Source organism: Neobacillus sp. NPDC093182, assembly GCF_044754045.1.
The window spans coordinates 12,869-39,670 of the sequence record NZ_JBIVOI010000022.1 but is presented as its reverse complement, the minus strand read 5'-3'; the positions used below and the strand labels follow the sequence as shown (position 1 = coordinate 39,670).

At 38.0% G+C, this 26,802-nt stretch carries 29 protein-coding genes; 18 read left to right on the top strand and 11 right to left on the bottom strand.

Translation table 11 applies throughout. The annotated features are described in order from the left end of the window. Nucleotides 1-34: 34 nt before the first annotated feature. Nucleotides 35-2,434: an immune inhibitor A domain-containing protein gene (locus ACIQAA_RS28785; RefSeq protein ID WP_402626485.1), complete on the bottom strand. Its 2,400-nt coding sequence runs from the start codon at nt 2,432-2,434 to the stop codon at nt 35-37. 543 nt (nt 2,435-2,977) lie between these two features. Here ACIQAA_RS28785 and ACIQAA_RS28780 point away from each other — a divergent pair. Both ACIQAA_RS28780 and helD read left to right on the top strand, forming a co-directional pair. Further along, the gene (locus tag ACIQAA_RS28780) at nt 2,978-3,871 is read left to right on the top strand and encodes a hypothetical protein (protein WP_402626483.1); all 894 of its coding nucleotides are present in this window, start codon (nt 2,978-2,980) and stop codon (nt 3,869-3,871) included. Nucleotides 3,872-4,045: 174 nt separating this feature from the next. Then, on the top strand, nt 4,046-6,370 hold the full coding sequence (gene helD / locus ACIQAA_RS28775; RefSeq protein WP_402626481.1) for an RNA polymerase recycling motor HelD: 2,325 nt from the start codon (nt 4,046-4,048) through the stop codon (nt 6,368-6,370). Nucleotides 6,371-6,412: 42 nt separating this feature from the next. Here the strand turns inward: helD and ACIQAA_RS28770 are convergent, their stop codons facing one another. Next, nucleotides 6,413-6,550, bottom strand: a complete 138-nt coding sequence (locus ACIQAA_RS28770; RefSeq protein WP_402626480.1) for a BA3454 family stress response protein — start codon at nt 6,548-6,550, stop codon at nt 6,413-6,415. Nucleotides 6,551-6,645: 95 nt separating this feature from the next. Between ACIQAA_RS28770 and ACIQAA_RS28765 the strand changes: the two genes are divergently transcribed. After that, complete coding sequence (locus tag ACIQAA_RS28765; RefSeq protein ID WP_402626479.1) at nt 6,646-7,122, top strand: GNAT family N-acetyltransferase; 477 nt, start codon at nt 6,646-6,648, stop codon at nt 7,120-7,122. On the opposite strand, the gene ACIQAA_RS28760 is transcribed toward ACIQAA_RS28765, so the two are convergent. Beyond that, entirely contained in the window at nt 7,119-7,349 is a 231-nt protein-coding gene (locus ACIQAA_RS28760) for a hypothetical protein (protein WP_402626478.1), read from the bottom strand. The genes ACIQAA_RS28765 and ACIQAA_RS28760 overlap by 4 nt on opposite strands. A gap of 251 nt (nt 7,350-7,600) precedes the next feature. On the opposite strand from ACIQAA_RS28760, the gene asnS reads away from it, so the two are divergent. Then, nucleotides 7,601-8,992 carry an asparagine--tRNA ligase gene (asnS, locus tag ACIQAA_RS28755; protein ID WP_402626476.1) on the top strand — a complete coding sequence of 464 codons (1,392 nt, stop codon included), beginning with the start codon at nt 7,601-7,603 and terminating at the stop codon, nt 8,990-8,992. Nucleotides 8,993-9,286: 294 nt separating this feature from the next. Here asnS and ACIQAA_RS28750 read toward each other — a convergent pair whose 3' ends face one another. Next, the gene (locus ACIQAA_RS28750; RefSeq protein ID WP_402626475.1) at nt 9,287-9,421 is read right to left on the bottom strand and encodes a hypothetical protein; all 135 of its coding nucleotides are present in this window, start codon (nt 9,419-9,421) and stop codon (nt 9,287-9,289) included. Between the two features lie 205 nt (nt 9,422-9,626). On the opposite strand from ACIQAA_RS28750, the gene ACIQAA_RS28745 reads away from it, so the two are divergent. Further along, nucleotides 9,627-9,848, top strand: a complete 222-nt coding sequence (locus ACIQAA_RS28745; protein ID WP_402626474.1) for a helix-turn-helix domain-containing protein — start codon at nt 9,627-9,629, stop codon at nt 9,846-9,848. Nucleotides 9,849-10,105: 257 nt separating this feature from the next. Continuing rightward, on the top strand, nt 10,106-10,306 hold the full coding sequence (locus ACIQAA_RS28740) for a cold-shock protein (RefSeq protein WP_063254447.1): 201 nt from the start codon (nt 10,106-10,108) through the stop codon (nt 10,304-10,306). Nucleotides 10,307-10,391: 85 nt separating this feature from the next. On the opposite strand, the gene ACIQAA_RS28735 is transcribed toward ACIQAA_RS28740, so the two are convergent. Beyond that, the gene (locus ACIQAA_RS28735) at nt 10,392-11,006 is read right to left on the bottom strand and encodes a PH domain-containing protein (protein ID WP_402626472.1); all 615 of its coding nucleotides are present in this window, start codon (nt 11,004-11,006) and stop codon (nt 10,392-10,394) included. 156 nt (nt 11,007-11,162) lie between these two features. Between ACIQAA_RS28735 and ACIQAA_RS28730 the strand changes: the two genes are divergently transcribed. Continuing rightward, nucleotides 11,163-12,131: a DMT family transporter gene (locus tag ACIQAA_RS28730; RefSeq protein WP_402626470.1), complete on the top strand. Its 969-nt coding sequence runs from the start codon at nt 11,163-11,165 to the stop codon at nt 12,129-12,131. Between the two features lie 42 nt (nt 12,132-12,173). Here the strand turns inward: ACIQAA_RS28730 and ACIQAA_RS28725 are convergent, their stop codons facing one another. The 4 genes from ACIQAA_RS28725 to ACIQAA_RS28710 form a co-directional block, all read right to left on the bottom strand. Further along, nucleotides 12,174-13,034 (bottom strand): DUF421 domain-containing protein, encoded by an 861-nt coding sequence (locus ACIQAA_RS28725; protein ID WP_402626469.1) that lies wholly within the window; start codon nt 13,032-13,034, stop codon nt 12,174-12,176. Nucleotides 13,035-13,061: 27 nt separating this feature from the next. Beyond that, nucleotides 13,062-13,259, bottom strand: a complete 198-nt coding sequence (locus tag ACIQAA_RS28720; RefSeq protein WP_402626467.1) for a DUF1657 domain-containing protein — start codon at nt 13,257-13,259, stop codon at nt 13,062-13,064. Between the two features lie 114 nt (nt 13,260-13,373). Next, complete coding sequence (locus ACIQAA_RS28715; RefSeq protein ID WP_402626465.1) at nt 13,374-14,624, bottom strand: erythromycin esterase family protein; 1,251 nt, start codon at nt 14,622-14,624, stop codon at nt 13,374-13,376. Between the two features lie 103 nt (nt 14,625-14,727). After that, a complete protein-coding gene (locus ACIQAA_RS28710; protein ID WP_402626464.1) occupies nt 14,728-15,510 on the bottom strand; it encodes a GNAT family N-acetyltransferase in 783 nt (260 codons plus the stop codon). 554 nt (nt 15,511-16,064) lie between these two features. On the opposite strand from ACIQAA_RS28710, the gene ACIQAA_RS28705 reads away from it, so the two are divergent. The 3 genes from ACIQAA_RS28705 to ACIQAA_RS28695 all read left to right on the top strand — a co-directional run bounded on the left by ACIQAA_RS28705 (nt 16,065) and on the right by ACIQAA_RS28695 (nt 18,123). Beyond that, complete coding sequence (locus ACIQAA_RS28705) at nt 16,065-16,982, top strand: YitT family protein (RefSeq protein WP_402626463.1); 918 nt, start codon at nt 16,065-16,067, stop codon at nt 16,980-16,982. Nucleotides 16,983-17,070: 88 nt separating this feature from the next. Then, nucleotides 17,071-17,937, top strand: a complete 867-nt coding sequence (locus tag ACIQAA_RS28700) for an SPFH domain-containing protein (RefSeq protein ID WP_402626461.1) — start codon at nt 17,071-17,073, stop codon at nt 17,935-17,937. A gap of 12 nt (nt 17,938-17,949) precedes the next feature. After that, a complete protein-coding gene (locus ACIQAA_RS28695; protein WP_402626459.1) occupies nt 17,950-18,123 on the top strand; it encodes a type II toxin-antitoxin system antitoxin in 174 nt (57 codons plus the stop codon). 389 nt (nt 18,124-18,512) lie between these two features. On the opposite strand, the gene ACIQAA_RS28690 is transcribed toward ACIQAA_RS28695, so the two are convergent. Next, a complete protein-coding gene (locus ACIQAA_RS28690; protein ID WP_402626458.1) occupies nt 18,513-18,764 on the bottom strand; it encodes a sigma-G-dependent sporulation-specific acid-soluble spore protein CsgA in 252 nt (83 codons plus the stop codon). A 147-nt stretch (nt 18,765-18,911) separates the two neighbouring features. Between ACIQAA_RS28690 and pssA the strand changes: the two genes are divergently transcribed. Both pssA and ACIQAA_RS28680 read left to right on the top strand, forming a co-directional pair. Beyond that, nucleotides 18,912-19,403 carry a CDP-diacylglycerol--serine O-phosphatidyltransferase gene (gene pssA / locus ACIQAA_RS28685; RefSeq protein WP_402626456.1) on the top strand — a complete coding sequence of 164 codons (492 nt, stop codon included), beginning with the start codon at nt 18,912-18,914 and terminating at the stop codon, nt 19,401-19,403. A 147-nt stretch (nt 19,404-19,550) separates the two neighbouring features. Further along, the gene (locus ACIQAA_RS28680; RefSeq protein ID WP_402626454.1) at nt 19,551-19,820 is read left to right on the top strand and encodes a hypothetical protein; all 270 of its coding nucleotides are present in this window, start codon (nt 19,551-19,553) and stop codon (nt 19,818-19,820) included. 26 nt (nt 19,821-19,846) lie between these two features. Here the strand turns inward: ACIQAA_RS28680 and ACIQAA_RS28675 are convergent, their stop codons facing one another. Continuing rightward, nucleotides 19,847-20,728 carry a VanW family protein gene (locus ACIQAA_RS28675; RefSeq protein WP_402626452.1) on the bottom strand — a complete coding sequence of 294 codons (882 nt, stop codon included), beginning with the start codon at nt 20,726-20,728 and terminating at the stop codon, nt 19,847-19,849. Between the two features lie 211 nt (nt 20,729-20,939). Here ACIQAA_RS28675 and ACIQAA_RS28670 point away from each other — a divergent pair, with 211 nt between their 5' ends. From ACIQAA_RS28670 to ACIQAA_RS28645, 6 genes are all read left to right on the top strand, one after another. After that, nucleotides 20,940-21,152 (top strand): hypothetical protein, encoded by a 213-nt coding sequence (locus tag ACIQAA_RS28670; RefSeq protein WP_402626451.1) that lies wholly within the window; start codon nt 20,940-20,942, stop codon nt 21,150-21,152. Between the two features lie 106 nt (nt 21,153-21,258). Continuing rightward, complete coding sequence (locus tag ACIQAA_RS28665; protein WP_402626449.1) at nt 21,259-22,467, top strand: acyl-CoA dehydrogenase; 1,209 nt, start codon at nt 21,259-21,261, stop codon at nt 22,465-22,467. A 68-nt stretch (nt 22,468-22,535) separates the two neighbouring features. Continuing rightward, nucleotides 22,536-23,288 (top strand): SDR family NAD(P)-dependent oxidoreductase, encoded by a 753-nt coding sequence (locus ACIQAA_RS28660; protein WP_402626447.1) that lies wholly within the window; start codon nt 22,536-22,538, stop codon nt 23,286-23,288. Nucleotides 23,289-23,319: 31 nt separating this feature from the next. Beyond that, nucleotides 23,320-24,933 carry a long-chain-fatty-acid--CoA ligase gene (locus ACIQAA_RS28655; protein WP_402626445.1) on the top strand — a complete coding sequence of 538 codons (1,614 nt, stop codon included), beginning with the start codon at nt 23,320-23,322 and terminating at the stop codon, nt 24,931-24,933. Nucleotides 24,934-25,030: 97 nt separating this feature from the next. Continuing rightward, nucleotides 25,031-25,591 carry a TetR/AcrR family transcriptional regulator gene (locus tag ACIQAA_RS28650; protein WP_402626443.1) on the top strand — a complete coding sequence of 187 codons (561 nt, stop codon included), beginning with the start codon at nt 25,031-25,033 and terminating at the stop codon, nt 25,589-25,591. A gap of 115 nt (nt 25,592-25,706) precedes the next feature. Beyond that, entirely contained in the window at nt 25,707-26,780 is a 1,074-nt protein-coding gene (locus tag ACIQAA_RS28645) for a phosphotransferase family protein (RefSeq protein ID WP_402626441.1), read from the top strand. The last annotated feature ends 22 nt before the right edge of the window (nt 26,781-26,802 follow it).

Here is a 26,802-nt window from a genome sequence, read left to right as displayed (position 1 = left end):
ACCACCCTTAGGAGGGGAGGTGAGATTTTGTTGATTATTTGTAAATTACAATTGAACCAACAGATTTGTCTTTAGCTTGTCCATTCACTCGAACCTTAAGTCCATAGGTTCCAATTTTACGTCCAGCATCTGGCATGAATGTGTTTTCAAAAGAGTTGCTGTCATTAAATAGTGAAACAGCAGGCTGACTTGGTCCGAACAATGTTTGAACATCAGGATAGTTTAGATTTAATCCTGAAGTTGGGTTTAAACCAAAAGCTGCATCTGCAATATGGTAACGAGAAGACGCTTGAACTGGTGCTCCACCATTAATAATCCATGTTAAATCAGTACTTGGATGAGCATCTACAACGCCTACGAATCCTTCACCTGGGTGAATACCTGTCCAGTTGTCAGTAAAAGTTGGATCAACATACCATACAACAAGACCGCTATCATAGCTCATTAATGATTGTCCCCGTTTGATATTGGCTAGACCTTCGTCAACCCCTGCATGGTTACGCCACTCTAATAGGTAGTAGTGATCAGAATACTTATTTCCGTCTGATTTTTCAAAACCATTTAAAGTAAATGCTGGTGTTGTTTCTGCACCATCTACCACAACGGAAGTACCATCTGCTTTAACATTAATGTTATCTACATAGAAGCCTTTTTCTGATGTTCCCCAATCAGTAATATAACGGAAGCGAAGTTGTACTTTTTTACCTCCATAATGGGACAAATCAAATGTTTGCTTCGTCCAGCCGTTGCTATTACCTGTAAAACCCGGAAGTGCAGGAGCGATTGTTGGATATGCTTCAGGCATTGCACTTGAAACCGTGTTGCTATTGCTTAAAGATTTCCAGGTTGCACCGCTATCCTCAGAGACTTGTACAAAAGCAAAATCCCAATCCTCTTCGATTTGATACCATGCATCAAATTCTAAAGTTGCAGAAGTCTTTCCTGTTAAATCCACAGCTGTTACCATGTTTGTATCGATTTCGTCCTGCTGCCCGCCCCAGTACTCGAAGGAACCAGTAGCAGGTGTATTAATATTAGTAGCCTTTTGTGGCAAGTTTACTTTAGCAGCAACTGCGTTTTTCCCATTTGGGGAATTTGCTTGATCAAGTAAAACTTGAGTTCCTTTTATAGTCACTTCATTCCAGTCTAATTCAACAGTATCATTTGTCCAGTTCCCGCCTAGGTAAGATTGGAAATATGATTTTGCCAAAGGTGAAAATCCAGTTGGCTCTGTACCGCCAATTTTACCAGCCCAAGAACCGCTTGCCATGATTGACCAGTAAGCAACGGCTTCACCAGTACCAGAGTACACTGTATCATATTCATCAGGGTAGCCTAAATCATGACCATACTCATGCGCGAACACTCCAGTTGCACCGTCTTCAGGCATCATGGTGTAATCATAAAATCCAGGCAATCCCGCCCCTAATCCATCAGGGTCCACAAATGATGCGGAACGGTGAGACCAAATTGCATTATCACCTAATGATCCGCCACCAGCTTCTTGACCGACACCTGAGTGAATAATCATTAAGTGGTCTACTAAACCGTCTTTTTCAAGTAAGTTTCCGTCTCCATCTAAATCATGTGGATCTTCTAAATCATACTGATCTAAAGGAATGCCAGCTGCTTTTGCTGCAGCGTAAGTATCTGCAACTAATTTTTTCGAACCGCCCGGAGCTACATTATCATGACCTCCAGATGCTCTATCTGCACCATAATAAGCTGCTGTTCCAGGAACTTTTAACCAGCCGTAAGCTTTCCCATCTACTGAGTATGTTCCACCTGACTGCTCTTCATAGAATTGCTTCATAGAAACAAAATCTTCATTATTTGGTCCTTTAACTCCATCTTCACCAAAAATCATATCCTCAAAGTGTTCCAATGGATAATCAGGATAATAGTTATCCGTTTCATCAGGCTTAATGTTATTATGTGCAAAGTCAGCGTATTCGACAGCTAAGACAAGAACTTTGTCTTCTCTTTTAGCACCGTTGTAAACGCTTTCTTGTACCGGATCAGGATTGCCCTTTAAGTGCCCGTTTTTCTTCCCATTACCATTTAATAATCCATTGTTAAATTCTTTAAAGTTACTTTGCTTTTCTGCTTCAGCTTTTTTTACTTTTGCAGCTAATGGATCTGATTCCTTAACTTTTAATTGTTTGCCTTTTAGCTCAAGGTAGTTATTAAGGAATTTTTGCTTTACTTCTTCTGAAGCATTTTTCGAGAGGAGCCCTTGTTTAATAAATGATTCGATTAATCTCTCTTCATTTACAATCGCTAAATCTAGCGAGCTGTGTGAAGAAAAAGAAGAGGCTTCCGCTTTATGTAGGAGTCCCGCATCCTTAGTCGAAGCATCAATACTTGGGAATCCTGCAAATAAAGTACCTGCAAGCATAACGGAAGAAAGACTAGTTTTAATAAACTTATTCAATTGTATTCCCCATTTCAATGTATTACGGCCGTATTAATATAATATTTAGAAAATTGGGACAAAACAATAGGTGAATTTACCCTAATTTTTAACTGTAATCATTGGGATATAGGTCAAATGGGAGTGTGTTTCGACAAAGAACTTGATGGTTTTGTTGAAATCTGTCGATTTACAAGGGAAAATAAATGTGTTTTGAAAATAATAATAAAGTATTTACATTAATAATCAGATGTGCTCGTGTTGACAAGCATTTGAGCACCAGTGAGGAAGTAATAACTAGGCTTTAATTAAAGAGAAGACAATTTTAATAATTTTTAAATCAAGAAATTTGAATGTAATTTATTTCCTTTTTCATTATATGAAAATATCAAGATGTATTTTTAATATACCAATATATTAAAAAATGACCGCAAAAAATACTTTATTGTAAATTTAATCTAACATTTTTTTTAAGGTGTAGGATGAATGGGGTATATGATGGAATGAAAAGGTACGTGTTTTCAAATACTAACAATAAACTCATTAATGAAATGGGATCTGTGTATGAGGAATCCAAAGAAACGAAATAAAATACCATTTATTATATTGTTTATCATCCACACAAGCATGATTGGCTACTCGTTTTACAAGAGCAAAAATAAAAAGCAATTATTCACACTCTTAATGGCGGATATCGGATTTGCTTATTTGTTAGAGTATGTAGTTTTAAATGTATTTCATGCCTATACGTATAAACCGAGAATAATCAAAAAGAACTTTTTTGACAACGTTTTTGGTGCTATTTTATCACAAGGTATCTTTGTGCCCTTTACCGCTGTTTTTTCTACTGTTGTAAAAATAGGGTGGGTTGGTAAATTACTTGGAGGAGTTTATTTTACACTAATTGAACTGCTGTTTCTAAGGTTAAAAGTTTATAAACATAATTGGTGGAGAACCATATTTACCTTAATCTTGATTCCTCTGTACTTTAAAATTAGTGATTGGTGGAATATTCTTTTAGGCAAAAGGAATCCCTTGGTTCGTTTTATTTCACTTTTTCTTATGATATTGGTTACAGAAGCTAATTTATTATTTTTATTTGCTTTAACTAGAAAGGTTCGTTTCGGTGCAGGGAAATTTCATTCTTGGAAAGAACATTTTATTATTGTTCCGTTGTATGCAATTACCTTGTCTTTATTTTCAACAGTATCATTCTTAAAACAGAATAATTGGTCCGCAAAGCTAAAGGTCTTGCTAATGACAATTGGATTAGATCAGATATTTAAGAAGCGGAAAGTGTTAAAGGAAAAATTCCATGTAGCAGATTATTTTACTGTCCGAATACTGGCGATATTTTTATATGGAAAGTTTAGAGATCTTGTTTACGGAGTGAGAACAACGGGTGAAATAGAAGATAGTGAGGATAAAATGCTGAAAAAAAATCAGAAACAGACATAAAAAAAACGCCTTTTGGGCGTTAGTTACTTATTGTAATTACTAATGAACCATGATAAAATAAGTTTTGGTCTCAGACAAAAAAAGCGTCAGGACAAATCATCTCTATAATAGAATAACACATCAAGCTAAGTCTGTCAAATATTTAGGGACAAAATTTTTCTGGAGAGTGGTCAAATGAGCGATACGGTAAAAAGTGACTTGCAGATGGAGCAGGAACGGGTAAATTTCGTTAGTAGGGAAATCGATAAGAAAAAACTAAAACTCCAGAAAAATACTGGAGGTGTCAGTTCAGATGTACTTGAACTCCGAAAGACTTTCTGGGAGGACGTAACTGTAAATATGGATGAGCCGGATGACGTGATTGAGACGGCAGCCAGCATAAAGCAGCAAGCAGAATTACTTTCAGAGCGGGAACGGACGTTTAAACAAATGGATAAACAGATCCGAATCCTTGAACGGTTAAAATATTCACCATATTTTGGACGAATTGATTTTTTAGAAACAAATGAAAAACATGCTGATCAAGTGTATCTCGGAATTGCTTCCCTTATGGATGAGCATGATGAGAATTTTTTAATTTATGATTGGCGTGCCCCTATTTCAAGCCTATATTATGATTTTGCTCCCGGGCCTGCTTCTTATCCAACGATGGACGGGGAAATCGAAGGCGAAATGAAGCTGAAAAGACAATTTATCATTCGTTCATCGGATATTAAGGCTATGTTTGATACTGGAGTTACCATTGGTGACGAAATGCTCCAAGAGGTCCTTGGGAATAATGCAAATGCACAAATGAAGAGTATAGTCGCTACGATTCAGCGTGAACAAAACCTGATTATCCGTAATGAGCGAAGTAAACTCCTTATTGTTCAAGGAGTAGCAGGCAGTGGTAAAACTTCCGCAGCCCTGCAGCGAGTTGCCTATTTATTGTATAGATATCGTGAAACCATAAAGTCGGAGAATATTATGCTGTTTTCACCGAACCCGTTATTTAACTCTTACGTATCCACGGTCCTCCCTGAACTAGGGGAAGAGAACATGGAGCAGGCAACCTTTATGGAATATCTGATTAATCGGATTGGCAGTGAATTCGATGTAGAGGACCCGTTTGATCAAATGGAATTTTTACTTAACGATGAGGTACATCCAGACTACGATACAAGGGTTAGAGGAATTCGGTTTAAAACCAGTCTAGCATTTAAAGAAATTATTGACCGGTATGTAATCCAACTATCAAAAATAGGTCTGCTTTTTAAAGATCTTGTCTTTCGAGGAGAAGTAATCATATCTAATGAAACAATCTATGATTATTTTTATTCCCTCGATGCGAGTTTCACCATTCCTAATCGAATGGAGATGGTAAAGGATTGGCTGTTAAGGGAGTTAAAAAGAAAAGTCAGACAGGAACGCACCAAAAGCTGGGTAGAGGATGAGATACAATTTCTTGAAAAAGAGGACTTTTTAGAGGTATATCAGGAATTACAAGAAAAAGATCGGTTTACGGAGAAAAGTTTTGATGATTTTGAACAAGAACAAAAGATCCTCGCAGAAAAAGTAGTCAAGCAAAAATTCAGGCCATTATTTTCTCGGGTTAAAAAGTTAAACTTTCTCGATATGAAGGGATTGTATAGCCAGTTGTTTAAAAAGGGTGCCGAAAACCAAGAAATCCTTCTTGATGACTGGACTCAAGTTTGTACACAGACAGTTGATACCTTAGCAAACTATAAAATATCCTACGAGGATGCAACGCCGTTTGTTTACCTGCAGGACTTACTTAAGGGCAGGAAGTCTACAACTGGCATCCGCCATATTTTTATCGACGAAGCCCAGGACTATTCTCCTTTTCAGTTTGCATTGATAAAAAGACTTTTCCCTTATAGTAAGATGACACTGCTCGGGGACTTTAATCAAGCCATTTTCTCAGGTGCAACAGGATCAGCTACAGTTATAACGGATTATGAAGAAAAAGAGGAAGACGTTGAAAAGATTGTTTTGACTAAGACCTATCGTTCTACGAAGGAGATTGTTGATTTCACCAGCAGTTTGGTAGAGGGTGGTGAAAAAATTGAACCATTTAATCGCCATGGTAAGAAGCCATCGGTAAAACTAGCGGAGCAGAACCAATTAAATAGTTTGATTTTGGGTAAAATAAATGAATTTTTAAATGAAGGGCACCGAACCATTGCGGTTATTTGTAGAACGGCTGCAGAGAGTAAAAAGGTATATGCAGCATTAAAAGATGACATTCCTGTCCACCTCATTGAGAAGGCTACCATTGCTTATGAAAAAGGGATATTGGTGATCCCGTCGTATTTGGCAAAAGGAATCGAATTTGACGGTGTTATTCTTTATGATAGTTCACAATACAAAAATGAAAGTGAAAGGAAGTTATTCTACACGGTCTGTACACGTGCAATGCATAGGCTGCACATGTATGCAGCAGAGGATATCAGTCCACTTATGAACCGAGTTCCGGGATCGTTATATGAGCTGGAATAAAGCAAAACAGCGGCCAAAAAGTGGCCGCTGTTTTTAGAGTGTTTAGTTATTTTTCCATTGTTTTTCAACCTGTTCGAAAGCAAGTTGGTAAATTTCCTCATCAGACGTGTTTGGAGATGCTAAAACATTCGTTAAGTAGTCTTTTCCTTCATACGTTACTTTTACATTTACTTGGAGCATGTTATCACCTTTCTCGTTAAATATTTTTGGAATTTTAGATGCTTTTTAGGAAGAATTGTTATAATGATTTTATCGTTTAGCTGGGAGGTCAAAAGATGTCAGTTCATTTTGAAGAGATAACAAAAGAAACGCTATATATTGCGCTTGAAATGATAAATTCAAATCCAGATTACAATTTTATTGAAAATGGCAATGCTCTTAGGGAGCTTGCGGATATAGAAGAAGAGTTTTTGAATCCTGAAACCATTAGTGTTTTTATAAAGCTCGATGATACCTATATTGGGGTTATGGATTATTTAATGGAAAATCCAAAAGATCAGTGCCCATGGCTGGGACTATTAATCATTCATCTTGATTATCAAGGATTTGGTTTTGGTGCACAGGCATATACAATTTATGAAAGTGAGATGCGTAATCGGGGCTTGCCGCGTGTTCGACTCGGTGTTATAAAAGAAAATGTAAAGGCTAAACAGTTCTGGGAATTATTAGGGTTTCTTTATATTAAAACAGTTTTAAATGAAAATGGCAAGGAAATTTTAGTGTATGAAAAAAACTTCCCGAAGGAAGCTTAAACCTCAAGTAATAAGAATTCCTCGGCAAACTTCTGTACGTGGTGTTTGTCGATTTTATTCTTTCTTAATGCAGACTCTGCCAAAATTAACTGGGCTTGGATAGCGGTATTTCTTTTTAAATCCCTAATAGATACATCGCCATTCAGTAATTGAATAGCTTTTTCTCGGATGTCTTGACTCTTAGAAGAATGATACAGGAGAAAAGCAATACAAGTAACTTTGTCCATCATCAACACTCCTTATATAGTTCAAGAATCGAACATTTGCTAATCATTTCGACTTTCTTTATTAAAAATCCTGCTAATATTCTGAAATATTCTAAGGCTAACATGATATTTGTTGAATATTGCTTATTAGGCGGGAGTTTTATATAATATTGAAGGGATAAAAGAAACAATCATATTGTGGAAAATTACCTTCTAGTCCCATAGGGCGGGAGGATTTTTATTTTTACATACGAGTTGGAGGTAGTATTTTAATGAAACAAGCCTTAATTAAGGATTTGTACAGAAATACAGAGAGCTATATCGGCCAGAAGGTGCAATTATCTGGATGGATCCGCACGATTCGCGATTCAAAAACTTTTGGTTTCATTGAATTGAATGATGGCAGCTTCTTCAAAGGTGTTCAAATTGTATTTGACGAGCAGCTTGAGAATTTTAAGGAGATTGCAAAACTCCCTATTAGTTCATCTATTAAGGTAGAAGGAGATTTTATTCATACTCCGCAAGCTAAACAGCCATTTGAAATTAAAGCGACGAATATTTCTATCGAAGGACTTTCTAGTAGTGACTATCCATTGCAAAAGAAGAAGCATTCATTTGAATATTTAAGAACTATCGCACATTTAAGACCACGGACGAATACATTTTCTGCTGTTTTTCGTGTTAGGTCTTTAGCTTCCTATGCGATACATAAATTCTTCCAAGACAAGGGATTTGTTTATGTGCATTCACCAATTATTACGGGAAGTGATACAGAGGGTGCAGGTGAAATGTTCCGAGTTACAACGTTAGATATTGATAACCCTCCTAAAAATGAAGAGGGAAAAACGGATTTAACAAAGGATTTCTTTAATAAAGAAACCAACCTGACAGTAAGCGGACAGTTATCTGCCGAGGCTTTTGCCCTAGCATTCCGCAATGTTTATACATTTGGTCCGACATTTAGAGCGGAGAATTCTAATACTGCAAGACATGCAGCAGAATTCTGGATGATTGAGCCGGAATTGGCTTTTGCTGAGCTTCCAGATATTATGGACCTGGCTGAAGATATGGTTAAGTATGTCATTGGTTATGTCCTTGAACATGCTCCAGAAGAAATGAATTTCTTCAATAGCTTTATTGAAAAAGGATTATTAGATCGCCTCAACAATGCTCATACTTCAAGTTTTGGACGTGTGACATACACAGAAGCAATAAATATTCTGATTGAATCAGGCGAGAACTTTGCTTATCCTGTTGAATGGGGACTCGACCTTCAAACAGAGCATGAACGCTATTTATGCGAAAAAGTATTCAAAAAACCTGTTTTTGTAACAGATTATCCGAAGGAAATTAAAGCCTTCTATATGAGATTAAATGAAGATGATAAGACAGTTGCCGCAACAGATTTACTTGTACCAGGAATTGGAGAATTAATTGGCGGAAGTCAGCGTGAAGAGCGCGAAGACATTCTTGCTGGAAAAATAAATGATCTTGGTATGAATGAAGAGGATTATTGGTGGTACCTAGAGCTTAGAAAATACGGCGGGACAAAACATTCTGGCTATGGTCTAGGTTTCGAACGCTTAATTATGTACCTCACTGGTATGTCAAACATTAGGGACGTTATTCCATTCCCAAGAACCACAGGTAATGCAGAATTCTAAAAAAGAAAAGCGGAAGCGCCTTGCCCAGGGGCGACAGGAATAAGACAAGCCGGCGAGAAGGTTGTTCTTTAACCTTCTTGACGGATTGTATGAAATGTGGAGGCGACTGCCCTGGGACGAAGGCATAAGACGACCACTGCAAGAAGGCGCTTTTTGCCTTCTTCAGTGGGTGGTTTATGACTCGAGTCCCAAGGAGCCGAAACTAGACACGCTTATGACCCCGAGCCCCTAGGCGCTGAAGCTAGACAAAATAAAAGAAGACCAATCCTCTGGATTTGGTCTTTTTTCATTCATCTATGGAGTTTGAAATTCTTCCTCGAAAAAAAATGTACCGGGATGTTCCTTAACAATGTAAGAATATCTTTTCATGTTCTTTACATACTGCCATTTTAAAATCGTTACTTCCTCGCCAGTGTCTTTAAGTTTCACAGTTTGCCCGCTATTGAATCTGTTATTTGAATTCCTCAAATCAACACCCCTTTTTTCATCAAATTTAATTATAACACATTTATTGGCCTTCCGCTTGTTTCTAATTAATGAAGCTTTTTCTGTGACATCTTTACGTAGGATAAAATGTGATTCCTTTCATTTACATTTTCATTGTGTTACACTAATTAAAAAGTGAGGTGTCATTTTGTCAAATTATAAAGCGAAAAAGAGTAACCTCAAAGCCTTGTTATCAAAAAATAGGATGAATCTCGAAGGGTTGGAAAAGAGCACACACATCCCTTTGGAACAACTTAACGGGTACATGTCAAAAAAAGTCATGAATCTAAGTGCAGCAATGACGATTTCTAAAGAGTTAAATTGCCAGATCGAGGATTTATACGACTGGGAATTAGAAGAAAAAATTTAAGTTCTTCTATGAGGTCACTAGGGTAATCATCCTAGTGACATTTTTAATAACTTGACCAGTCTGTGAGAGGTTTATACAAGCATGAAAGGGAAAATAATGGGCGAGACCTTGCTTAATTCTTCTTTTTTTGGTATGATTATGAAGAATTATTTTTGTTCGGTAGTAAAGGGAAGAATAAGTTATTGCTTTTCGCCTGGATCTTTAAAGAGCAAGAATAGTAATACAATGTGTGGATTACACACTAGGAGGCAACAAATATGGAAAACGGTAAAGTAAAATGGTTTAATGCAGAGAAAGGTTTCGGATTCATCGAGCGCGAAGGCGGAGAAGATGTATTCGTTCACTTTTCAGCAATCCAAGGCGAAGGCTTTAAAACTCTTGAAGAAGGTCAATCAGTAACTTTCAATGTTGAGCAAGGTGCTCGTGGACCTCAAGCAGCTAACGTAAACAAAGCTTAATCACATAGTGTGAAAAAAAACAGACCTTTTTGGGTCTGTTTTTTTGTTTTCTAACTGCCTCTACTTGAAGAGGCAGTTAGACCATTTAGTTATTAATATATTTTTCAAATACATAGCCAAAATCTTTTACACTATATTGCTTTTTGCTATCCTCTAACCATTGGAAGGCTGCCTGGTTTAACATTTTAAATTGAACCACCAGGTTGTTATCCGAATTAGTAACCCGGCCTAATGTGGTTGAAGCAATATCAAGGCTTTCTTTGGCAAATCGAAGAGAAATCTCATTGTCATGAGTGATTTCTGATATTTTAATGAGTGCCTTGTATAAATCTTTGACTTCTTCAATATGTTTTTTGTGGACATCAATAGAGAATGGCTGTGCACCGATTTTAAACTTAATTTCAATATCGAGGTCGACCGTACCCGCTGTTTCCAGCTTTACATCTGAGATCCGATTTGTAGCATAACTGTAGCGATGAAGCATCCTTTTTTTACTTGTTGCACTTGTTCCATCAAGATGAATTAGGGCATTATTGGTGAAACAATATTCATCCGATTTAGATTTTATTAAAAAATAAATCCTTTCATTATCTTCATGCATAACATAATCATCAGAATCAACCTTATCATAATTTTCTGGTTTTATGACGGAACCCACATCACTTAGTCCTAATATATCTGCTGCAACTTTTCCAAACATAAAATCAACCTCGCTTACAAAATATTTTAATTGCCATTCAACTATACGAATAGGTTATCGAGAAGTTTCAAGATTTTTGAACGACAAAACAATTTATGCTGTAGATTATGGACTTATGCTCTCTTTCTAATAATCAATAAAGGTGGATGGACATATATGCGTCCGATGATCCTTGGCACTTTGGCTGCCTTCTTTTTTGCGTTTACATTTATCATTAATCGATCAATGGAACTAGAAGGGGGGAGCTGGATTTGGAGTGCTTCGCTTCGTTATTTTTTTATGATTCCGTTCCTGGTGCTCTTAGTTTACGGGAGGAAAAACCTTAAGCCGCTATTCGAGGAGATGAAGAATAATCTACGGGCCTGGCTGGTATGGAGTTTTGTAGGATTTGTGCTATTTTACGGCCCGATTTGTTTTTCAGCAGCCTATGCACCTAGATGGCTAATTGCTTCCACCTGGCAGATCACGATTATCTCAGGCTCCCTTTTAGCGCCTTTTTTTGTAGAGACCGTCATGACTCAAAAGGGTCCAGTCAAGATAAAGGGAAGAATCCCTATAAAAGGCATGGCGATGTCGTCGATTATTTTGCTCGGTATTATTTTAATGCAGGTGGAGCAGGCAGATTCTCTTAATAGTAGAGAAGTTTTCTTAGGTGTTATTCCCGTCATCATCGCTTCATTTGCCTATCCTTTAGGCAATCGAAAGATGATGGATGTGTGCGGAGGGAGGCTGGATGTTTTTCAACGCGTATTAGGAATGACCATAGCAAGTATGCCGCTATGGATCGTTTTAGCCATTTATGGCATGTTTACGGTGGGTCCGCCAAGCATAGGGCAGTCTGTCCAATCTGGAATCATTGCGATTACATCTGGTGTGATTGCAACGATTTTATTCTTCAAGGCAACAGATTTGGTAAGGGGAAATATGCAAAAACTTGGGAATGTAGAAGCCACTCAGTCAGGGTCTGTTTTATTTTCCGTAATTGGAGAGTTAATCCTGTTGAAAGCAGCAGTTCCATCCATCATATCATGGACAGGAATGTCGCTGGTCATAGGAGGAATGATACTTCACAGCTGTGTGTCGCATAAAGGCGGTATTCTTAATAGGAAAAAAGCCACTGCATAATCAAAGAGAGCCTGATTACTCATGGATCAGGCTTTAATGCTTTTAACCTGTTAGGTAGGGCGTCAGCTTATCAATTGTCTCCTGTAACAGTTTTGCGTTTTTCTTATACATGGCTCTTGACTTCTCGTCTCCCGTTCCCAAAGAAAATATTTCTAAATCAGCCTGGGTTTTTTTTAGTGTTGCTAACAATAGTGGTCGTTGATTATTGGAGGGAATATTCATTTTGTCATCATATAAATCAACTGTTAATTCTCCATATGAATCGACCTGCCCGATAAATACATTTTCAAGTGTAAGCCCGAGCTTCTCTAACTCTGTCCTAAGCCATCCTCTACTCTTGCCAGAAGACCTCAATGGGTCATCTAAAATGCTTCCGTCCATTATGACTGTTTGGGGTGCTTTTTCATTGGGTACCTTCATGTTTAAGTCTTTAGGCGTCAATGGGCGATTTTCTTTTTTCAATAGAGCACTAAGATTTCCCCGTGGTTCTAAAACTGCAAATTCAACATCCGCGATACGGTAAATATCTTTTTGGCGAAGAAGGGCTGATAATTCGTCAATCGAATATTTTTCCTTCTTTAAATTTTCTTCAAGTACCTTACCATCCTTTATGAAAACCGTCCCTTTTCCTTCAATGAAGTCCCGGAAGGTTTTACTCTTTAATGCTAGAAGGTCAGCAAAAAGGGTTGCAAAGGTAAAGATCGCAATAGCCATCATACCTTGAAACATATTTTTCTCAAGGCCAGCTATTGCCTCGCCGGCAATACTGCCGATTGTTATTCCAGAAACATACTCAAAAAAAGAAAGTTCAGAGAGTTGCTTTTTTCCAAGAAATTTAGTCATAAAAAATAAAAGACTTAAGAAGACAAAGGAACGAACAATGGTTTCCGGCCAGCTAGGCATATTCTTTCACCTCTGAATTTCCAACCTTTATTTTTGAAAATCAAGTCGATCCAGTTCCAACACACGTACCTGCAAATCTTTTTTTACGGAAGCGATGGTTAACATGGATTCGTGAAAGACTTCTTGAGCATTAGTATCTAGTGAATTTAAGGCAAGGGAAGATAATTGTGCTTCAATTCCTTTCAAATTTACCAGGCATTGCTTGATGCTTGCAGCATTGGACATGAACATCGCCCTCTCTTTAGTGAAAACGATTAGGGCTGGAAGGGACACCAACCCTATTTAATAGTATTCTGCTTTTTCCAATACATATGTAAATCGTTTTTTCTATTAATGACGCTAGAAAACAAGACTCCCTGATTTTAAAGGATGTAGTGCATGTGTTTTGTCTACAAAGATAAATCCATCGTACCGGCTGCTCATTATAGATGGCACATAATTTCCATAGTGCTCATATTCCGGTCTATATACAACACCAATGGCACGGTGACCGATGCTTTGCTTGAATTCTCTACGATTCTCATCGTTAAACAAGAGGTATTGGTTAAAAGCACCCGCTTTATGCATCAGGTTTTCCCAGCTCCCAGCTTGGGCCTCAGGAACTTTCGTAACGCGAAAATCAACTCCCCATTCCGTTGATGCAATCACTGTACCGCTGTTGGTTCCAAAGCCAACAATGTAAACACCTTCAGGATAATTCTGTTCTCTAATCAACTGGCCGACATTCACCATTCCAGCTTCTTTCATATCGGTTGCACGGGCATCTCCTACATGTGTATTGTGTTCCCAGATGATTACTTTTGCACCTTCACCATAGTACTTCATTACAGCATTCAGCGCTTCAACCATATGGATGTCTCTTACGTTCCAAGACTTTGAGTCGCTTAAGACCATTGTCCGGTAATACTCTTCAGCATTGACAGTAACAAGAGCATTGACCTCCATATTCAAGCTGTTTTCTTCATCATCATCATATTTCCACTTATTCTTTTGGATGGTATTTAAAAGCGAAAGGGCTTCTTTAATACAATTTTCGGATAAATATCCTGCAGAAACCGCATAGGATTCATTATTTCGATTATAGGGTTCAAAGCAGGAGAAGGCATTTTTTGCCTGCTTAAGCCCTGAATTACCGGTCCTCTCTAAATATTTAATGATTTCGTCCAAACTCTCCCAAAGACTATAGACATCTAATCCGTAAAATCCCACTTTATTCTTAAGTCTAGTTTGTTGATTATAATTTCTTAACCATTCTACTAAATCAATCATTTCTTCATTTGCCCACATCCATGTCGGCCAGCGGTTAAAACTTTCAAGAGCTCCTCTAACGTCATTTTGTGATCCGATGTTTTTTATGTAACGATTAATGCTTTGACAGGAAGGCCAGTCTCCTTCCACGGCAATAACAGAAAATCCTTTTTCCTTAATTAACCTTTTAGTGAGTTCAGCGCGAATCGTGTAGAACTCGGAAGTACCGTGGGAAGATTCACCCAGAAGAACATACTTGGCATCACCAATTGCTGCTAGCAGAGGATCAAGATCGTCTACGGACTCAAAGGGTTTAGCGTATTTTTTTACCGACTCGAACATATGCAGACATCCTTTCATAGATAGTGATACTGCTAATGTTCCCTAATGGCTTAGCTAAATAACAAAAAACTCCTAATATAATTTAAGGAGTTTTTGCATATTTTCATCTGTACATCGTCCACTTTCCAATATCCTTAAACCCAAGTCGTTTATAGATACGTCCAGCCTCAGGATTATCATAGAATAAACAGAGTACTTTGCCTTCATTTAAAACATCTTTAAAAAGCTTTTGCATAATCGCTGTTGCCAATCCTTTACGGCGATATTCTTTCCTTGTACAAACACCAACAATCATAGCAGAAATGGAATTCTCCGCAGTCGTAGATACACATGCTGTCATCTGTCCGTCTTCTTCTGTAAAATAGCTCCTCGCAGTGTTGGTTTCCATCGAGGTACGTAACATTTCAGCTGCATCATCTCTGATTTGAAATTCATCAATCGATTTGCGAATAGCTAATATTTGGTCTAAGTCATTAAGGGTAGCTTTTTTAATGTCCAAATTAGTTTCTCCAAGACTTTCTGTACTTTTGCACTCTGCAAAAAAAGTTTCCTGCTTTTTACCGAGCTGAAGCTCCTGGAATACTTCGAACTTTTCAACAATATCTGATTTACCGGACAGGAAGAATGGCCTTGGGAAGGAGGTGATAATCGATACAAACTTATCTACATTAAATTCACCTTTTGCGTATGGAATAAAGGATTGATAGAATCTGAGAAGTACGGCCTTAATTTCTCCATGTTTATCGAATTCTGCCCAGATTTCTTGGAAGTCAGAATCATATCCAAAAACCTCTAAATCCCCAATAATAAATAAATTAATGGAAGGCTCCTCACTCAAAAAAGAGAGGACTATGTCATGGTCATTTTGAGTTAATTTTCTAATCATTATATGCTCCCCCTTTGCTGTTAATAGCGTAATCAAATAATGGCTGAATTTCAATATTAATAAATTAATTGTTTCCTAATCTACAAAAATTTACAATAGTCTAGTAATTTAGAAAAGTTTACCGATTTGTCACAACACTCTGTGTAAAGGAAATTTTTAGGTGGTTTTCTATAGATGTAAAGGATATGAGTCAATCAGTAAAAATGTTTCTTTAAAGGAATTTGAATTCCATTTCATTTCATGTGAATTAATTCCTTCAACGGAACAACACACATCGGCTGATGCTATAAACTTCTATTAGTTCGATAAAATGACTAAAAAGAAGCATGAAAAAACATTTTGGCTGATGTCATGGTTGGGTCCCCTAAGAGGTTAATTTCCCAAGTAGCTGTCTCAAATAGAGGCGGCTTCTTTAATTTTTTTGAATAGAAACATTGTCCTGTATCTGCAGAATCCTAATTAAAAAAGTGGGAAATAAAGTGCATAAAAATTCAAAAAACTATCATTTTATTGTTATAATGGAATTAGAAATTTTATTCGAAAGGGGCAAGATAATGTCAGGAATGCCAAATATAGGTCTAAACGAGCAAAATAAGATAATTTTGGAAAAAGTTCAACACCGGGGGCTGCCAACTAGAAAAATTATTCAAAGAATCCTGCTTATTACAGTTGGTGCAGCATTAATGGCGGTAGGGTTGGAAATTTTTCTTGTACCCAATCATGTTATTGATGGAGGCATTGTAGGAATTTCGATCATGCTTTCCTATTTGACTGGTTGGAAATTAGGTTTCTTTATTTTTCTTCTAAATATCCCATTTTTCTATATTGGTTATAAACAAATTGGAAAAACCTTCGCTTTATCCACTCTTTACGGAATTATTATTCTATCTATTGGCACCACATTACTTCATCCAGTACCTGCTTTTACTCAGGATATCTTACTTGCAACTGTTTTCGGGGGAATCGTTCTCGGAATTGGTGTAGGGATAGTCATCCGCTACGGAGGATCCCTGGATGGTACAGAAATTCTTGCTATTCTCTTTAATAAAAAGCTTCCTTTCTCTGTTGGGGAAATTATCATGTTTTTTAATTTATTCATTCTTGGAAGCGCTGGTTTTGTTTTCTCCTGGGATCGGGCGATGTATTCGCTGATTGCCTATTTTGTTGCTTACAAAACCATTGATATTACAGTCACTGGTCTTGATGAATCTAAATCGGTTTGGATTATTAGCGATAATTCAAAGGAAATTGGTGAGGCAATTATGAATCGTCTTGGCCGTGGTGTTACCTATATTAACGGAGAGGGTGCCTACTCAGGGGATCATAAGAAGGTGATTTTCTGTGTAATTAACCGTCTCGAGGAAGCAAAGTTAAAAGAAATCGTTACTGAAAATGATGAAAATGCCTTTCTCGCCGTTGCCGATATCGCGGAAGTTCGCGGAGGCAGGTTTAAGAAAAGAGATATCCATTAAAAAGCTGCCGTTTTTGGCGGTTTTTTTTGTGGTCTTTTTGATATTAAAGTGATATCATTATGATATAGAAATTAAAGGAGTGATTGGCTTGAAAGAAAAAGAAATGTTTAAGTTAAATGGGATTATAGGTGTATTCCTTTTTCTTTTATTCGGTGCAATAACGGCATTTAGTTTCAGGCAATTTATTTTGAGTGAAAATTTTCTGATTTTGGCTGGAACTTTTATAGCACTGATTTTAACAGTCTTGGTCTTATCAGGTTTCACTATTATTCAACCAAATCAAGCGAAGGTGTTTACGCTTTTCGGGAGTTATCTGGGTGTCATCAAACAAGAAGGATTTTGGCTGTCGATGCCGTTAACAGTTAGAAAAAATGTTTCACTCAGAGTTATCAATTTCAACAGCGATAAGTTAAAAGTTAACGACCTGGAAGGCAACCCAATTGAAATTGCTGCAGTAGTGGTTTACAAGGTGTTTGACTCTGCAAAAGCGGTTTTCGATGTTGAAGATTATAAAGAATTCGTTCATACTCAAAGTGAAACAGGTCTGCGCCACATAGCAAGTCAGTACCCATACGATAATTTTAATAATGATTATGAAATCTCTTTGCGTCAGCATTCTGATGAAGTTGCAGAAGAATTAACGAAGGACCTGCAGCATAGACTTCAGCTGGCTGGTGTGGAGATTATCGAAGCAAGAATCATGCACTTAGCCTATTCAAGTGAGATTGCTCATGCAATGCTTCAAAGACAACAAGCCAAGGCAGTTTTAGCTGCAAGAAAGGTAATTGTTGAGGGAGCTGTATCAATGGTTAAATCAGCGATTGACCAATTGAGCACAGAGGGAATAGTAGAGCTTGATGAAGAAAAGAAAGCGCAAATGGTAAACAATCTAATGGTAGCGTTAGTTTCAGAAAAGGGAAGCCAGCCGATAATCAATACAGGAAGTATCTATTAAGGTTGTGATATAGTGGCTGAGAAAAAAAGGTTTCTATTGCGCATTGATCAGCAAATTTATGACGCGCTTGAAAAATGGGCGGAGGATGAATTCCGTAGTGTAAATGCTCAAATAGAAATTATTATAAAAAAAGGGTTAAAAGACTCGGGGAGACTGAAAAACTCCCAAAGAAAAAAAGATGAATAAGATAGCAGATTTGTCGGAGAAGGCGGGCGATTTATGAAATCGCTCGTTTTCTGTCGTTTTGTGAAGAAAACGCATGAAAAAACATCAACTTTTGTCGTTGTATGCGCTTACCTAGGAAATAAATATTAAAGAACTCGACATATTTCCCAAAGGAGAGATGTCAGTAAAAAACGGACAATGCTTTTTGGGGATTTACAACTAGGCTGTGTTAAAGGGTATTGTTGATTGTACGACCCTGTTGATTTGTGCGGAAGGTGCGAGACTCCTGCGGGAGGACGGGGCAGGGGAGACCCCACAGGCGCTTAAGCGCCGAGGAGGCTCCCCCGGACCGCCCGCGGAAAGCGAAGCACCTGTAGCACAATCAACAGGCAAGTTTAACACAGCCAAAACTAAAAAAGGAGTTCGTAAACTTCATTTAATTCATGTGCCCGTTTTTCATCTTGTTCTTCTTTGGCATGGTTAATTTCCCTAGGCAGCATGTCATTTAAAAAGTTAATCTCCTTTTGAGTTAGATGTCTTACAAAATCACCCTCATTTGAAAAATTCCCTTCAGACAATTTTCGATATAAATGTCTGCCGTCGGAATGGCCATCACTGTAATTTGATAATATTTCGCGTAAATAGCCCAATGTTTTGTCCATTTATGTCAACCATCCTTTCATTTAATATCTTTTGACGAAATGGAATTTATAATACCTGTATCAATTTAGATTCACTTTTAAATATTTTGTGCAGAATATAGAAGAGCAATTAGTGGATGGAGACTTGCCACAAAAAGGGGGATCTGCTTGATAAATCATCTGGTAAGAGCAGTGCCAAATTTATTTACGATTGGAAATTTATTATCAGGGGTATTTTCCATTACTTTCAATATGAACGGATACTTACAAACGGCGGCAATGTTTATTTTTTTATCCGCTATATTTGACTTTTTTGATGGACGGTTAGCTAGAAGATTAAAGGTTAATAGTGAATTTGGTGTAGAACTTGATTCGTTAGCAGACATTGTCAGCCTTGGTGTTGCACCCGCCCTTCTTTTTTACTCTTTGGAACCACCTTCCATTTTCACAACGATCGCATTTGTGTTATTTCCCACTATGGGAGCTTTACGTTTGGCGAAATTCAATGTAAAACCCACAAGAGGTTATTTTATGGGTCTTCCGATTACGGCGGCTGGGCTTTTATTGGCTGGTATGGGAGTATTCCTGTATAGTAATGCACTCATAACCATTGTACTTTCGATTCTTATGGTAAGCCCTGTAAGAATAAAAAAGTTATAACACATCATGTGAACCTCTTTATAATCTGTAAACAAATAACATTTCAACAGGTGTTTTCCAAACATATTCTCACCTTAATGGCAAACATTAAGCTAATGGAAGGGGTATTTTACTTTCCATTTCATGTTAAATGAAGGAGTGCTTTGGATGAGGAATATGGTAATGCCGTTTTTCAATATGTTTGGTAAAAAACGAAAGAACAGAGGGACCATGTGGATATCGCTTCTTGGAGTTGGAATAAGCGCCGCCGTTTTTGGGCTGACAAGAGGAAAACGAAAAAATATTGTGCGGCCTTTTCAAGAAGTAGTCCAAAGCTTTACACCGAAAAAAAACATAAATATTAATAACACCGCACTCGCTGAGTTCTCTGAAGAATTATTAGCAAGTGCGTTGAGAAATGATCATAAAGACCGTTAAAAAAAGTCCGCATTTTGCGGGCTTTTTCATAGTGGCGGATAAGGAACCTTCTTTGGCTTGTATTCAATGACTTCGGAGGAATATAACTTAATCACTAAAAGATTCCCAACCGTTCTAGCCTGGATTAATATGGGTTGATTGTACATGTTTTTGAATTCAAAGTCGGGACCATACCAACTGACAGTTGCATCACGTCCAGGAGGAATATATGGGACATGTCGGCTGTGAGAAAAACGCTGGACAATTTTCAATCCTGCACTATCAACAGCATTAAATAAAGTAGAAGAAACCTGACATATTCCCCCGCCGATATCTTCTGCATATTCACCTCTCACAATCACTTTAGCCTTTTCGTAGCCCTTTTCACTTGTTCTCTTACCGACTACTTTATTAAATGAAAATGTCTCACCAGGAAAAACGACATGATTATTAATGGCTTCGACAGCCAGCTTAATATTGACTGAACGCTTTTTATTTCTTGGATTAAAAGAAGTAATGTAACGGCCAATCCGAATATTTTTAATATCTGATAGTAATTCACTATCTACTTTTGGATAAACAGGGTACATTGGAATTTCTAAGGTTGAAGTGCTTTGTTCAAAAAAGAAGGAATAAAAGTTTTCTGTAAAAGCTTGTCGATTGACACTAAGACCAAGCTGCTCAGGAATAATATTTCCATGCTGATCAAGTTTTGCATTTTTAGGAGAAACCGAAAACTGTTTCTCCATTTCTCTTACTAGTTGATCATATTTTTCAGTATCCAGAATAGTGAGACTTGGATCACCGACAGAATATTCTTCTCTATAGATAGTCGAAAAAGGTTTCCCTTCTTTTGTTAGCTGCAGACTAGCTTGAGGAATCACTTGTTGAATCATCAGTAATAAACTAAATAACCATTTCATACCCATATCGTACAAACCTCCTCAACATAATTTGAAGCAAAATTTGTTTTTTTATGTAAAGGTTAGGCTGAATAATAGCTAAATTTATACTTCATTAGAAGGGTGACTCCATACAAGTGTCATTCTTTTTTAGGATTTGTTGAAATAAACGTAGAATAATAGTATATAATCAAGTAATAACACGAATTACGCAATGTGCTAGCAGATTGCTATTTAAATGATAGGAGTGTCTCCCTTGGCTGAAAATGGAAGAATACAATTAAATGTAAGAATTTCAAAAGAAACCTCTGACAAACTGGATGAAATTGTTGAATACTACCAAGAAAACCTCAAATTAGGTCGCGTATATAAAGGAGATGTTTTAACCGATATTATTGAAAAATCATATGAATTAATGAATAAGCAAAAAAAGGGAATAAAAAGATATTAAAATATTTGTTAGAATATTTAGAAATAAATTTGAATATTTAATCTTTGGAGGTATAATAGTAGTTGTAGGATACCAACTGGTTAGTATGTATGGAGGGGTGGAGCAATTGGACTTTTTATATTCCGCTAAAGTGAAAGAGTTACAGACAAAGCTGACAAACTTCATGGAAGAACATGTATATCCCAATGAAAAAGTATATGAGCAGCAACTGAATGATCAAGAAAATCGGTGGAGTGCTGTTCCTGAGGTAATGGAAGACTTAAAGGAAAAGGCAAAGGCTGCTGGTCTCTGGAACTTATTTCTCCCAGAAAGTGAATATGGTGCAGGTTTAAACAATCTGGAATATGCCCCGCTTTGTGAAATTATGGGACGCTCCCTAATTGGACCAGAAGTATTTAACTGTAGTGCACCTGATACCGGTAACATGGAAGTGATTGTTCGCTATGGTAAAGAGGAACATAAGGAAAAGTGGCTAAAACCATTATTAGCAGGAGAAATTCGCTCTTGCTTTTCGATGACAGAACCGGCCGTTGCATCTTCTGATGCGACTAATATCGAAGCAAGCATCGTTAGAGATGGTGATGAGTACATTATAAATGGACGTAAATGGTGGTCATCTGGTGCAGGAGATCCTAGGTGTAAAATTGCGATTGTCATGGGAAAAACAGACTTTAATGCCAACCGTCATGAACAGCAGTCGATGATTCTTGTACCACTTGATACACCAGGGGTGACAATTGAACGAATGCTGCCTGTTTTCGGTTATGATCATGCCCCGCATGGACATGCTGAAATTACCTATGAAAATGTTCGTGTTCCGGCAGAAAACATTCTGTGGGGTGAAGGAAAAGGATTTGCGATTGCCCAAGGCAGATTAGGTCCTGGAAGAATTCATCACTGCATGAGGTTGATTGGTGCTGCAGAACGAGCTCTTGAACTTTTGTGTAAGCGTGTTCAAGAACGCGAAGCCTTCGGAAAACCGCTTTCAAGCCAAGGGGTTATTAGAGAGTGGATTGCCGATTCAAGGATTGAAATTGAACAAGCCAGGCTCCTGACTTTAAAAGCAGCCTATATGATGGATACGGTTGGAAATAAAGAGGCAAAAACAGAGATTGCGATGATAAAAGTAGTGGCACCTAACATGGCATTACGTGTTATTGATAGAGCCATTCAAGCATTTGGTGGAGCCGGAGTTTCAAATGATTTCCCGCTTGCAGCGATGTGGGCAAACTCTAGAACATTGCGGCTGGCAGACGGACCAGATGAAGTCCACCGTGCTCAGATAGCTAAGCTTGAATTAAAGAAATATCAATAGTATCTCGTTCGTACTGTTAAAAGATATGTTTTAGATAGAGATATTAGGAGAGAGGTTAGTGAAGTAACATGAGATTGAATGGAAAGATAGCCATTGTCACCGGCGGGGGCTCTGGAATTGGACGCTCAACTGCGATCCGCTTTACAAGCGAAGGGGCAAAGGTAACGGTTGCTGACGTGGACACCCTTGGTGGTGAAGAAACTGTCAGTCTGATAAGAGAATCAGGAGCTGATGCTGTTTTTGTTAAAACCGATGTGAAGGATTCTAATCAAATAAAAACACTTATCAACACCACAACAACTACTTTTGGCGGCTTGCATATTTTGGTTAACAATGCTGGAATTGGCCATTCAGAGGTTAGAAGTGTCGATCTTGCAGAAGAGGAATGGGATCACGTAATTGATATTAATTTAAAGGGCGTTTTTCTTGGAATTAAGTATGCGGTACCTGAATTAATAAAATCAGGCGGCGGAGCGATTATTAATACTTCTAGTTTACTAGGCTTAAAGGGTAAAAAATATCAAGCTGCTTATAATGCCTCGAAAGCAGGTGTGGTGCTGTTAACACAAAATGCTGCACTTGAATATGGCAAGTATAACATCCGTGTTAACGCCATTGCTCCTGGGGTTATTGACACGAAGATTATCGATGGCTGGAAGCAGGATGAAAGAAGATGGCCGTTTATTTCGAAGGCTAATGCACTAGGCAGAATTGGGACACCTGATGAAGTGGCAAATGCTATATTCTTCTTAGCTTCAGATGAAGCTTCGTTTATTACAGGTACAACTCTATCTGTTGATGGCGGCGGGCTTACTTTTTAGTAATTATATCTTATTTTTTGGAGGGAAACCAATGACTGAAAAGAAAGTATGGATGGCTCAATACCCAGAAACGATTTCTTCTACAATCTCAAACCCTGAAAAAAATCTAGTAGAAATACTTGAAGAGACTACAGCAAAGTATCCCGCCAATCATGCACTATCCTTCTATGGCAGAAAAATTACCTATCAGCAATTACTAGGACTTTCTCAAGGCTTTACCTCTGCACTCCAGCAAAATCAAGTTCAAAAGGGTGACCGAGTGGCACTTATGCTTCCAAACTGCCCGCAGTATGTTATTTCTTATTACGGCGTATTAGGGGCAGGGGCAATTGTGACACAAGTAAACCCGATGAGTGTCGAACGAGAGCTTGAATATATTTTAAACGATTCAGGAGCCGAAACGATTGTTGTCATGGATGCTTTTTATCCAAGAGTAAAAACTGTTCAACCACGAACAAACTTGAAAAATATAATAGTTGTCAGCCTGCAGCCCTCTGGACAAGATTTCACACCAGATCGCAGTTTTGAAACCTTCCTCGCAGATGGAAATGGAAAGGTAACACCTGTTACGATTGAACTGGAGCATGACATTGCAGTTCTCCAATATACAGGAGGCACCACGGGGAGATCAAAGGGAGCGATGTTAACACATCAAAACATCGCGTCGAACGTCCTTCAATCCTATGAATTCTTCAAAAATGAATTTGAATTAGGAAAAGAACGCTGTTTAACGGTTATTCCACTTTTCCATGTATTTGGTATGACAGCCTGTATGAACTTAATGATTTTTACAGGCGGGGAATCGATCATGCTTCCACGTTTTGAATTGGAGGAAGTATTAAACACCATTAAAAATGAGCAGCCAACGACATTCCCAGGGGTTCCAACCATGTATGTGGCGATTACGAACCATCCACGTGCTGAGGAGTACGGAATTAATAGTATTAAAACCTGCAATAGCGGCAGTGCACCTATGCCAGTAGAACTTCTACGTGAGTTCGAAAGAAAAACAGGGGCAAAAATTTTAGAAGGATACGGACTTTCTGAAGCATCACCAACCACCCATTGTAACCCTCCGTTTGCAGACCGTAAACCAGGAAGTGTAGGAATTGGTATGCCATCGACAGAATACAAGATTGTAGATGTTGCCAGCGGCTTGGAGGAAGTTCCAGTTGGAGAATTGGGTGAAGTCATTATTAAAGGTCCTCAAATCATGAAAGGCTACTGGAATATGCCAGAAGAAACAGCCCATACATTAAGAGATGGCTGGCTCTATACCGGTGATATTGCAAAAGTAGACGAAGACGGCTATTTATATATCGTGGACCGTAAGAAAGATCTAATTATTGCGAGCGGTTTCAATATCTATCCTCGTGATATTGAAGAAGTCCTTTATGAGCACCCTTCTGTTCAAGAAGCCGTTGTCATCGGAGTACCAGACCCGTACCGTGGGGAAGATGTAAAGGCTTTTGTGGTTTTAAAAGCTGGTCAAACAGCAACTGAAGAGGAATTGATTCAATATTGTAAACAAAATATGGCTGCTTACAAGGTTCCTCGCATGGTTGAATTTCGTGAGCAATTGCCAAAAACCCAAGTTGGAAAAATTCTCCGTCGTGCCTTACGAGAGGAAACGGTTTATCAATAAAAAGACTGACAATTTTCTGCCGGATGCCCGTGTTTGCAGCGAAATAGAATATGGTATAATTTCACTAGACATATTACAGATTGCGAGGACATGAGCGGTGAAAGACAAAATAACAGAACATAGTATTAATCTGTTCGAGAAAAGAGGTTTCAAGGAAACATCCATTCAGGACATCGTGGATTCAATTGGTGTTACGAAAGGGACGTTTTACTATTATTTTTCAAGTAAAGAAGAACTCTTAATGGACATTCATCTCGGATACATTAATTACTTACTAGAAAAACAAAGAAAAATACTGGATGACAATAGAAGCTGTAAAGAGAAGCTATTCGATATTGTCTACATGCTAATAAGTAATATTAAAATACAGGGTTCGGCTGCGAAAATCTTTTTTAGAGAAATGAAAAATTTGAATGAAGAAAGACTTGCTTTAATTGTGCCAAAGCGGGATGAATTTCGATTGAATGTCGAGAAGCTGCTTAAAGATGGAATCAAAAACGGAGAGTTTCGGGCGGACTTGAATGCACCTATCGTTACATTTGGGATTCTAGGTGCTGCCAATTGGAGCTATCAATGGTTTAATCCAGAGGGAGTTTCTACAGACCGCGAAGTAGCAGAAGTTTTTGTTGAAATGATTTTAGAGGGAATACAAGCGTAATAGGTAAATTTCATGGAGGGTTTTTTCTTATCTTAAACCCTCTTTTCTCTTTTGTATACTAACCAGTGGGTATATTTCGAAGAGACTGAATTTTTAAAAATCAAGGAGGGATAGGATGCCTCATCAAATGAGTAAGGATACCATTCCTGTCCGTAAAGGGGAAGAATTAAATTTAGCTGTTTTAGAACAATTTTTACGGAGCAATATTGAAAATCTGCCAAACAGTCCCCTTGAGATTCTGCAATTTTCCGCAGGTCACTCAAACTTAACGTATCAGATTAAAATGGGTGAATGGGAAGCGGTTTTACGCCGCCCTCCGTTGGGACCGGTTGCACCGAAAGCGCATGATATGGAAAGGGAATTTAAAATCATCTCTGAGCTTCATCCAGTCTTTTCAGTTGCACCGAAGCCAATCTTGTTTTCCAATCAACAGGACATTGTCGGTAGCCCATTCTTTATCATGGAACGAAAAAACGGGATCGTCATTGATACTTCCTTCCCTGATGAAATTACGGTAACCAAGGAACTATGCCAACAGCTTTCAGAAATTATGGTCAATAAATTAGTGGAACTTCACGGAATTCATTACACAGAGACAGGACTAGGAGCGATCAGTAAGCCAGAGGGATTCACGGAAAGGCAGGTTCATGGATGGATTGGCCGATATGAACGGGCAAAAACGGATGATGTGGATGCTGTCGTGACTCTCAAAAAATGGCTGACGGACAATATTCCGGTTCAACAAAGTGCTGCTATTATTCATTATGACTATAAGTTTAATAACGCCATGTTTAATGAGAACTTAACTGAAATGGTAGGACTTTTTGATTGGGAAATGACAACAGTAGGAGATCCACTTGCAGATCTCGGTGTAGTGCTGGGCTATTGGAATCAAGTTGATGACCCGGAGGATTTAAAAAAGGGGTTGGGAAGAGCACCGGTAACGGTGAACGATGGTTTTTTTACGAGAAGACAATTTATTGAGCTTTATGCGAAGAAAAGCGGCCGGGACGTTACTGCTATGAACTTTTATTTAACTTTCGCCTACTTTAAATTAGCGGTCATATGTCAACAAATATATTACCGATATAAGAAAGGTCAAACGAATGACCTTCGATTTGCTAACTTCAACTTTAAAGCAAAAATGTTAATTGAGCATGCCGTTAAGGTTGCTTCTGGAGAGTTGTAACTCGTCTTAAATAATAGGAGAG

What these genes read in the sequence shown, in the direction of transcription:
- ACIQAA_RS28645 (WP_402626441.1), top strand. Translation starts at nt 25,707, where the DNA reads ATGCCTCATCAAATGAGTAAGGATACCATTCCTGTCCGTAAAGGGGAA.
- ACIQAA_RS28730 (WP_402626470.1), top strand. Translation starts at nt 11,163, where the DNA reads ATGCGTCCGATGATCCTTGGCACTTTGGCTGCCTTCTTTTTTGCGTTT.
- ACIQAA_RS28655 (WP_402626445.1), top strand. Translation starts at nt 23,320, where the DNA reads ATGACTGAAAAGAAAGTATGGATGGCTCAATACCCAGAAACGATTTCT.
- asnS (WP_402626476.1), top strand. Translation starts at nt 7,601, where the DNA reads ATGAAACAAGCCTTAATTAAGGATTTGTACAGAAATACAGAGAGCTAT.
- ACIQAA_RS28670 (WP_402626451.1), top strand. Translation starts at nt 20,940, where the DNA reads ATGATAGGAGTGTCTCCCTTGGCTGAAAATGGAAGAATACAATTAAAT.
- ACIQAA_RS28740 (WP_063254447.1), top strand. Translation starts at nt 10,106, where the DNA reads ATGGAAAACGGTAAAGTAAAATGGTTTAATGCAGAGAAAGGTTTCGGA.
- ACIQAA_RS28735 (WP_402626472.1), bottom strand. Translation starts at nt 11,006, where the DNA reads ATGTTTGGAAAAGTTGCAGCAGATATATTAGGACTAAGTGATGTGGGT.
- ACIQAA_RS28765 (WP_402626479.1), top strand. Translation starts at nt 6,646, where the DNA reads ATGTCAGTTCATTTTGAAGAGATAACAAAAGAAACGCTATATATTGCG.
- ACIQAA_RS28715 (WP_402626465.1), bottom strand. Translation starts at nt 14,624, where the DNA reads ATGTTCGAGTCGGTAAAAAAATACGCTAAACCCTTTGAGTCCGTAGAC.
- ACIQAA_RS28770 (WP_402626480.1), bottom strand. Translation starts at nt 6,550, where the DNA reads ATGCTCCAAGTAAATGTAAAAGTAACGTATGAAGGAAAAGACTACTTA.
- ACIQAA_RS28725 (WP_402626469.1), bottom strand. Translation starts at nt 13,034, where the DNA reads ATGCCTAGCTGGCCGGAAACCATTGTTCGTTCCTTTGTCTTCTTAAGT.
- ACIQAA_RS28760 (WP_402626478.1), bottom strand. Translation starts at nt 7,349, where the DNA reads ATGGACAAAGTTACTTGTATTGCTTTTCTCCTGTATCATTCTTCTAAG.
- ACIQAA_RS28705 (WP_402626463.1), top strand. Translation starts at nt 16,065, where the DNA reads ATGTCAGGAATGCCAAATATAGGTCTAAACGAGCAAAATAAGATAATT.
- ACIQAA_RS28690 (WP_402626458.1), bottom strand. Translation starts at nt 18,764, where the DNA reads ATGGACAAAACATTGGGCTATTTACGCGAAATATTATCAAATTACAGT.
- ACIQAA_RS28780 (WP_402626483.1), top strand. Translation starts at nt 2,978, where the DNA reads ATGAGGAATCCAAAGAAACGAAATAAAATACCATTTATTATATTGTTT.
- ACIQAA_RS28720 (WP_402626467.1), bottom strand. Translation starts at nt 13,259, where the DNA reads ATGTCCAATGCTGCAAGCATCAAGCAATGCCTGGTAAATTTGAAAGGA.
- ACIQAA_RS28680 (WP_402626454.1), top strand. Translation starts at nt 19,551, where the DNA reads ATGAGGAATATGGTAATGCCGTTTTTCAATATGTTTGGTAAAAAACGA.
- ACIQAA_RS28660 (WP_402626447.1), top strand. Translation starts at nt 22,536, where the DNA reads ATGAGATTGAATGGAAAGATAGCCATTGTCACCGGCGGGGGCTCTGGA.
- ACIQAA_RS28710 (WP_402626464.1), bottom strand. Translation starts at nt 15,510, where the DNA reads ATGATTAGAAAATTAACTCAAAATGACCATGACATAGTCCTCTCTTTT.
- helD (WP_402626481.1), top strand. Translation starts at nt 4,046, where the DNA reads ATGAGCGATACGGTAAAAAGTGACTTGCAGATGGAGCAGGAACGGGTA.
- ACIQAA_RS28675 (WP_402626452.1), bottom strand. Translation starts at nt 20,728, where the DNA reads ATGGGTATGAAATGGTTATTTAGTTTATTACTGATGATTCAACAAGTG.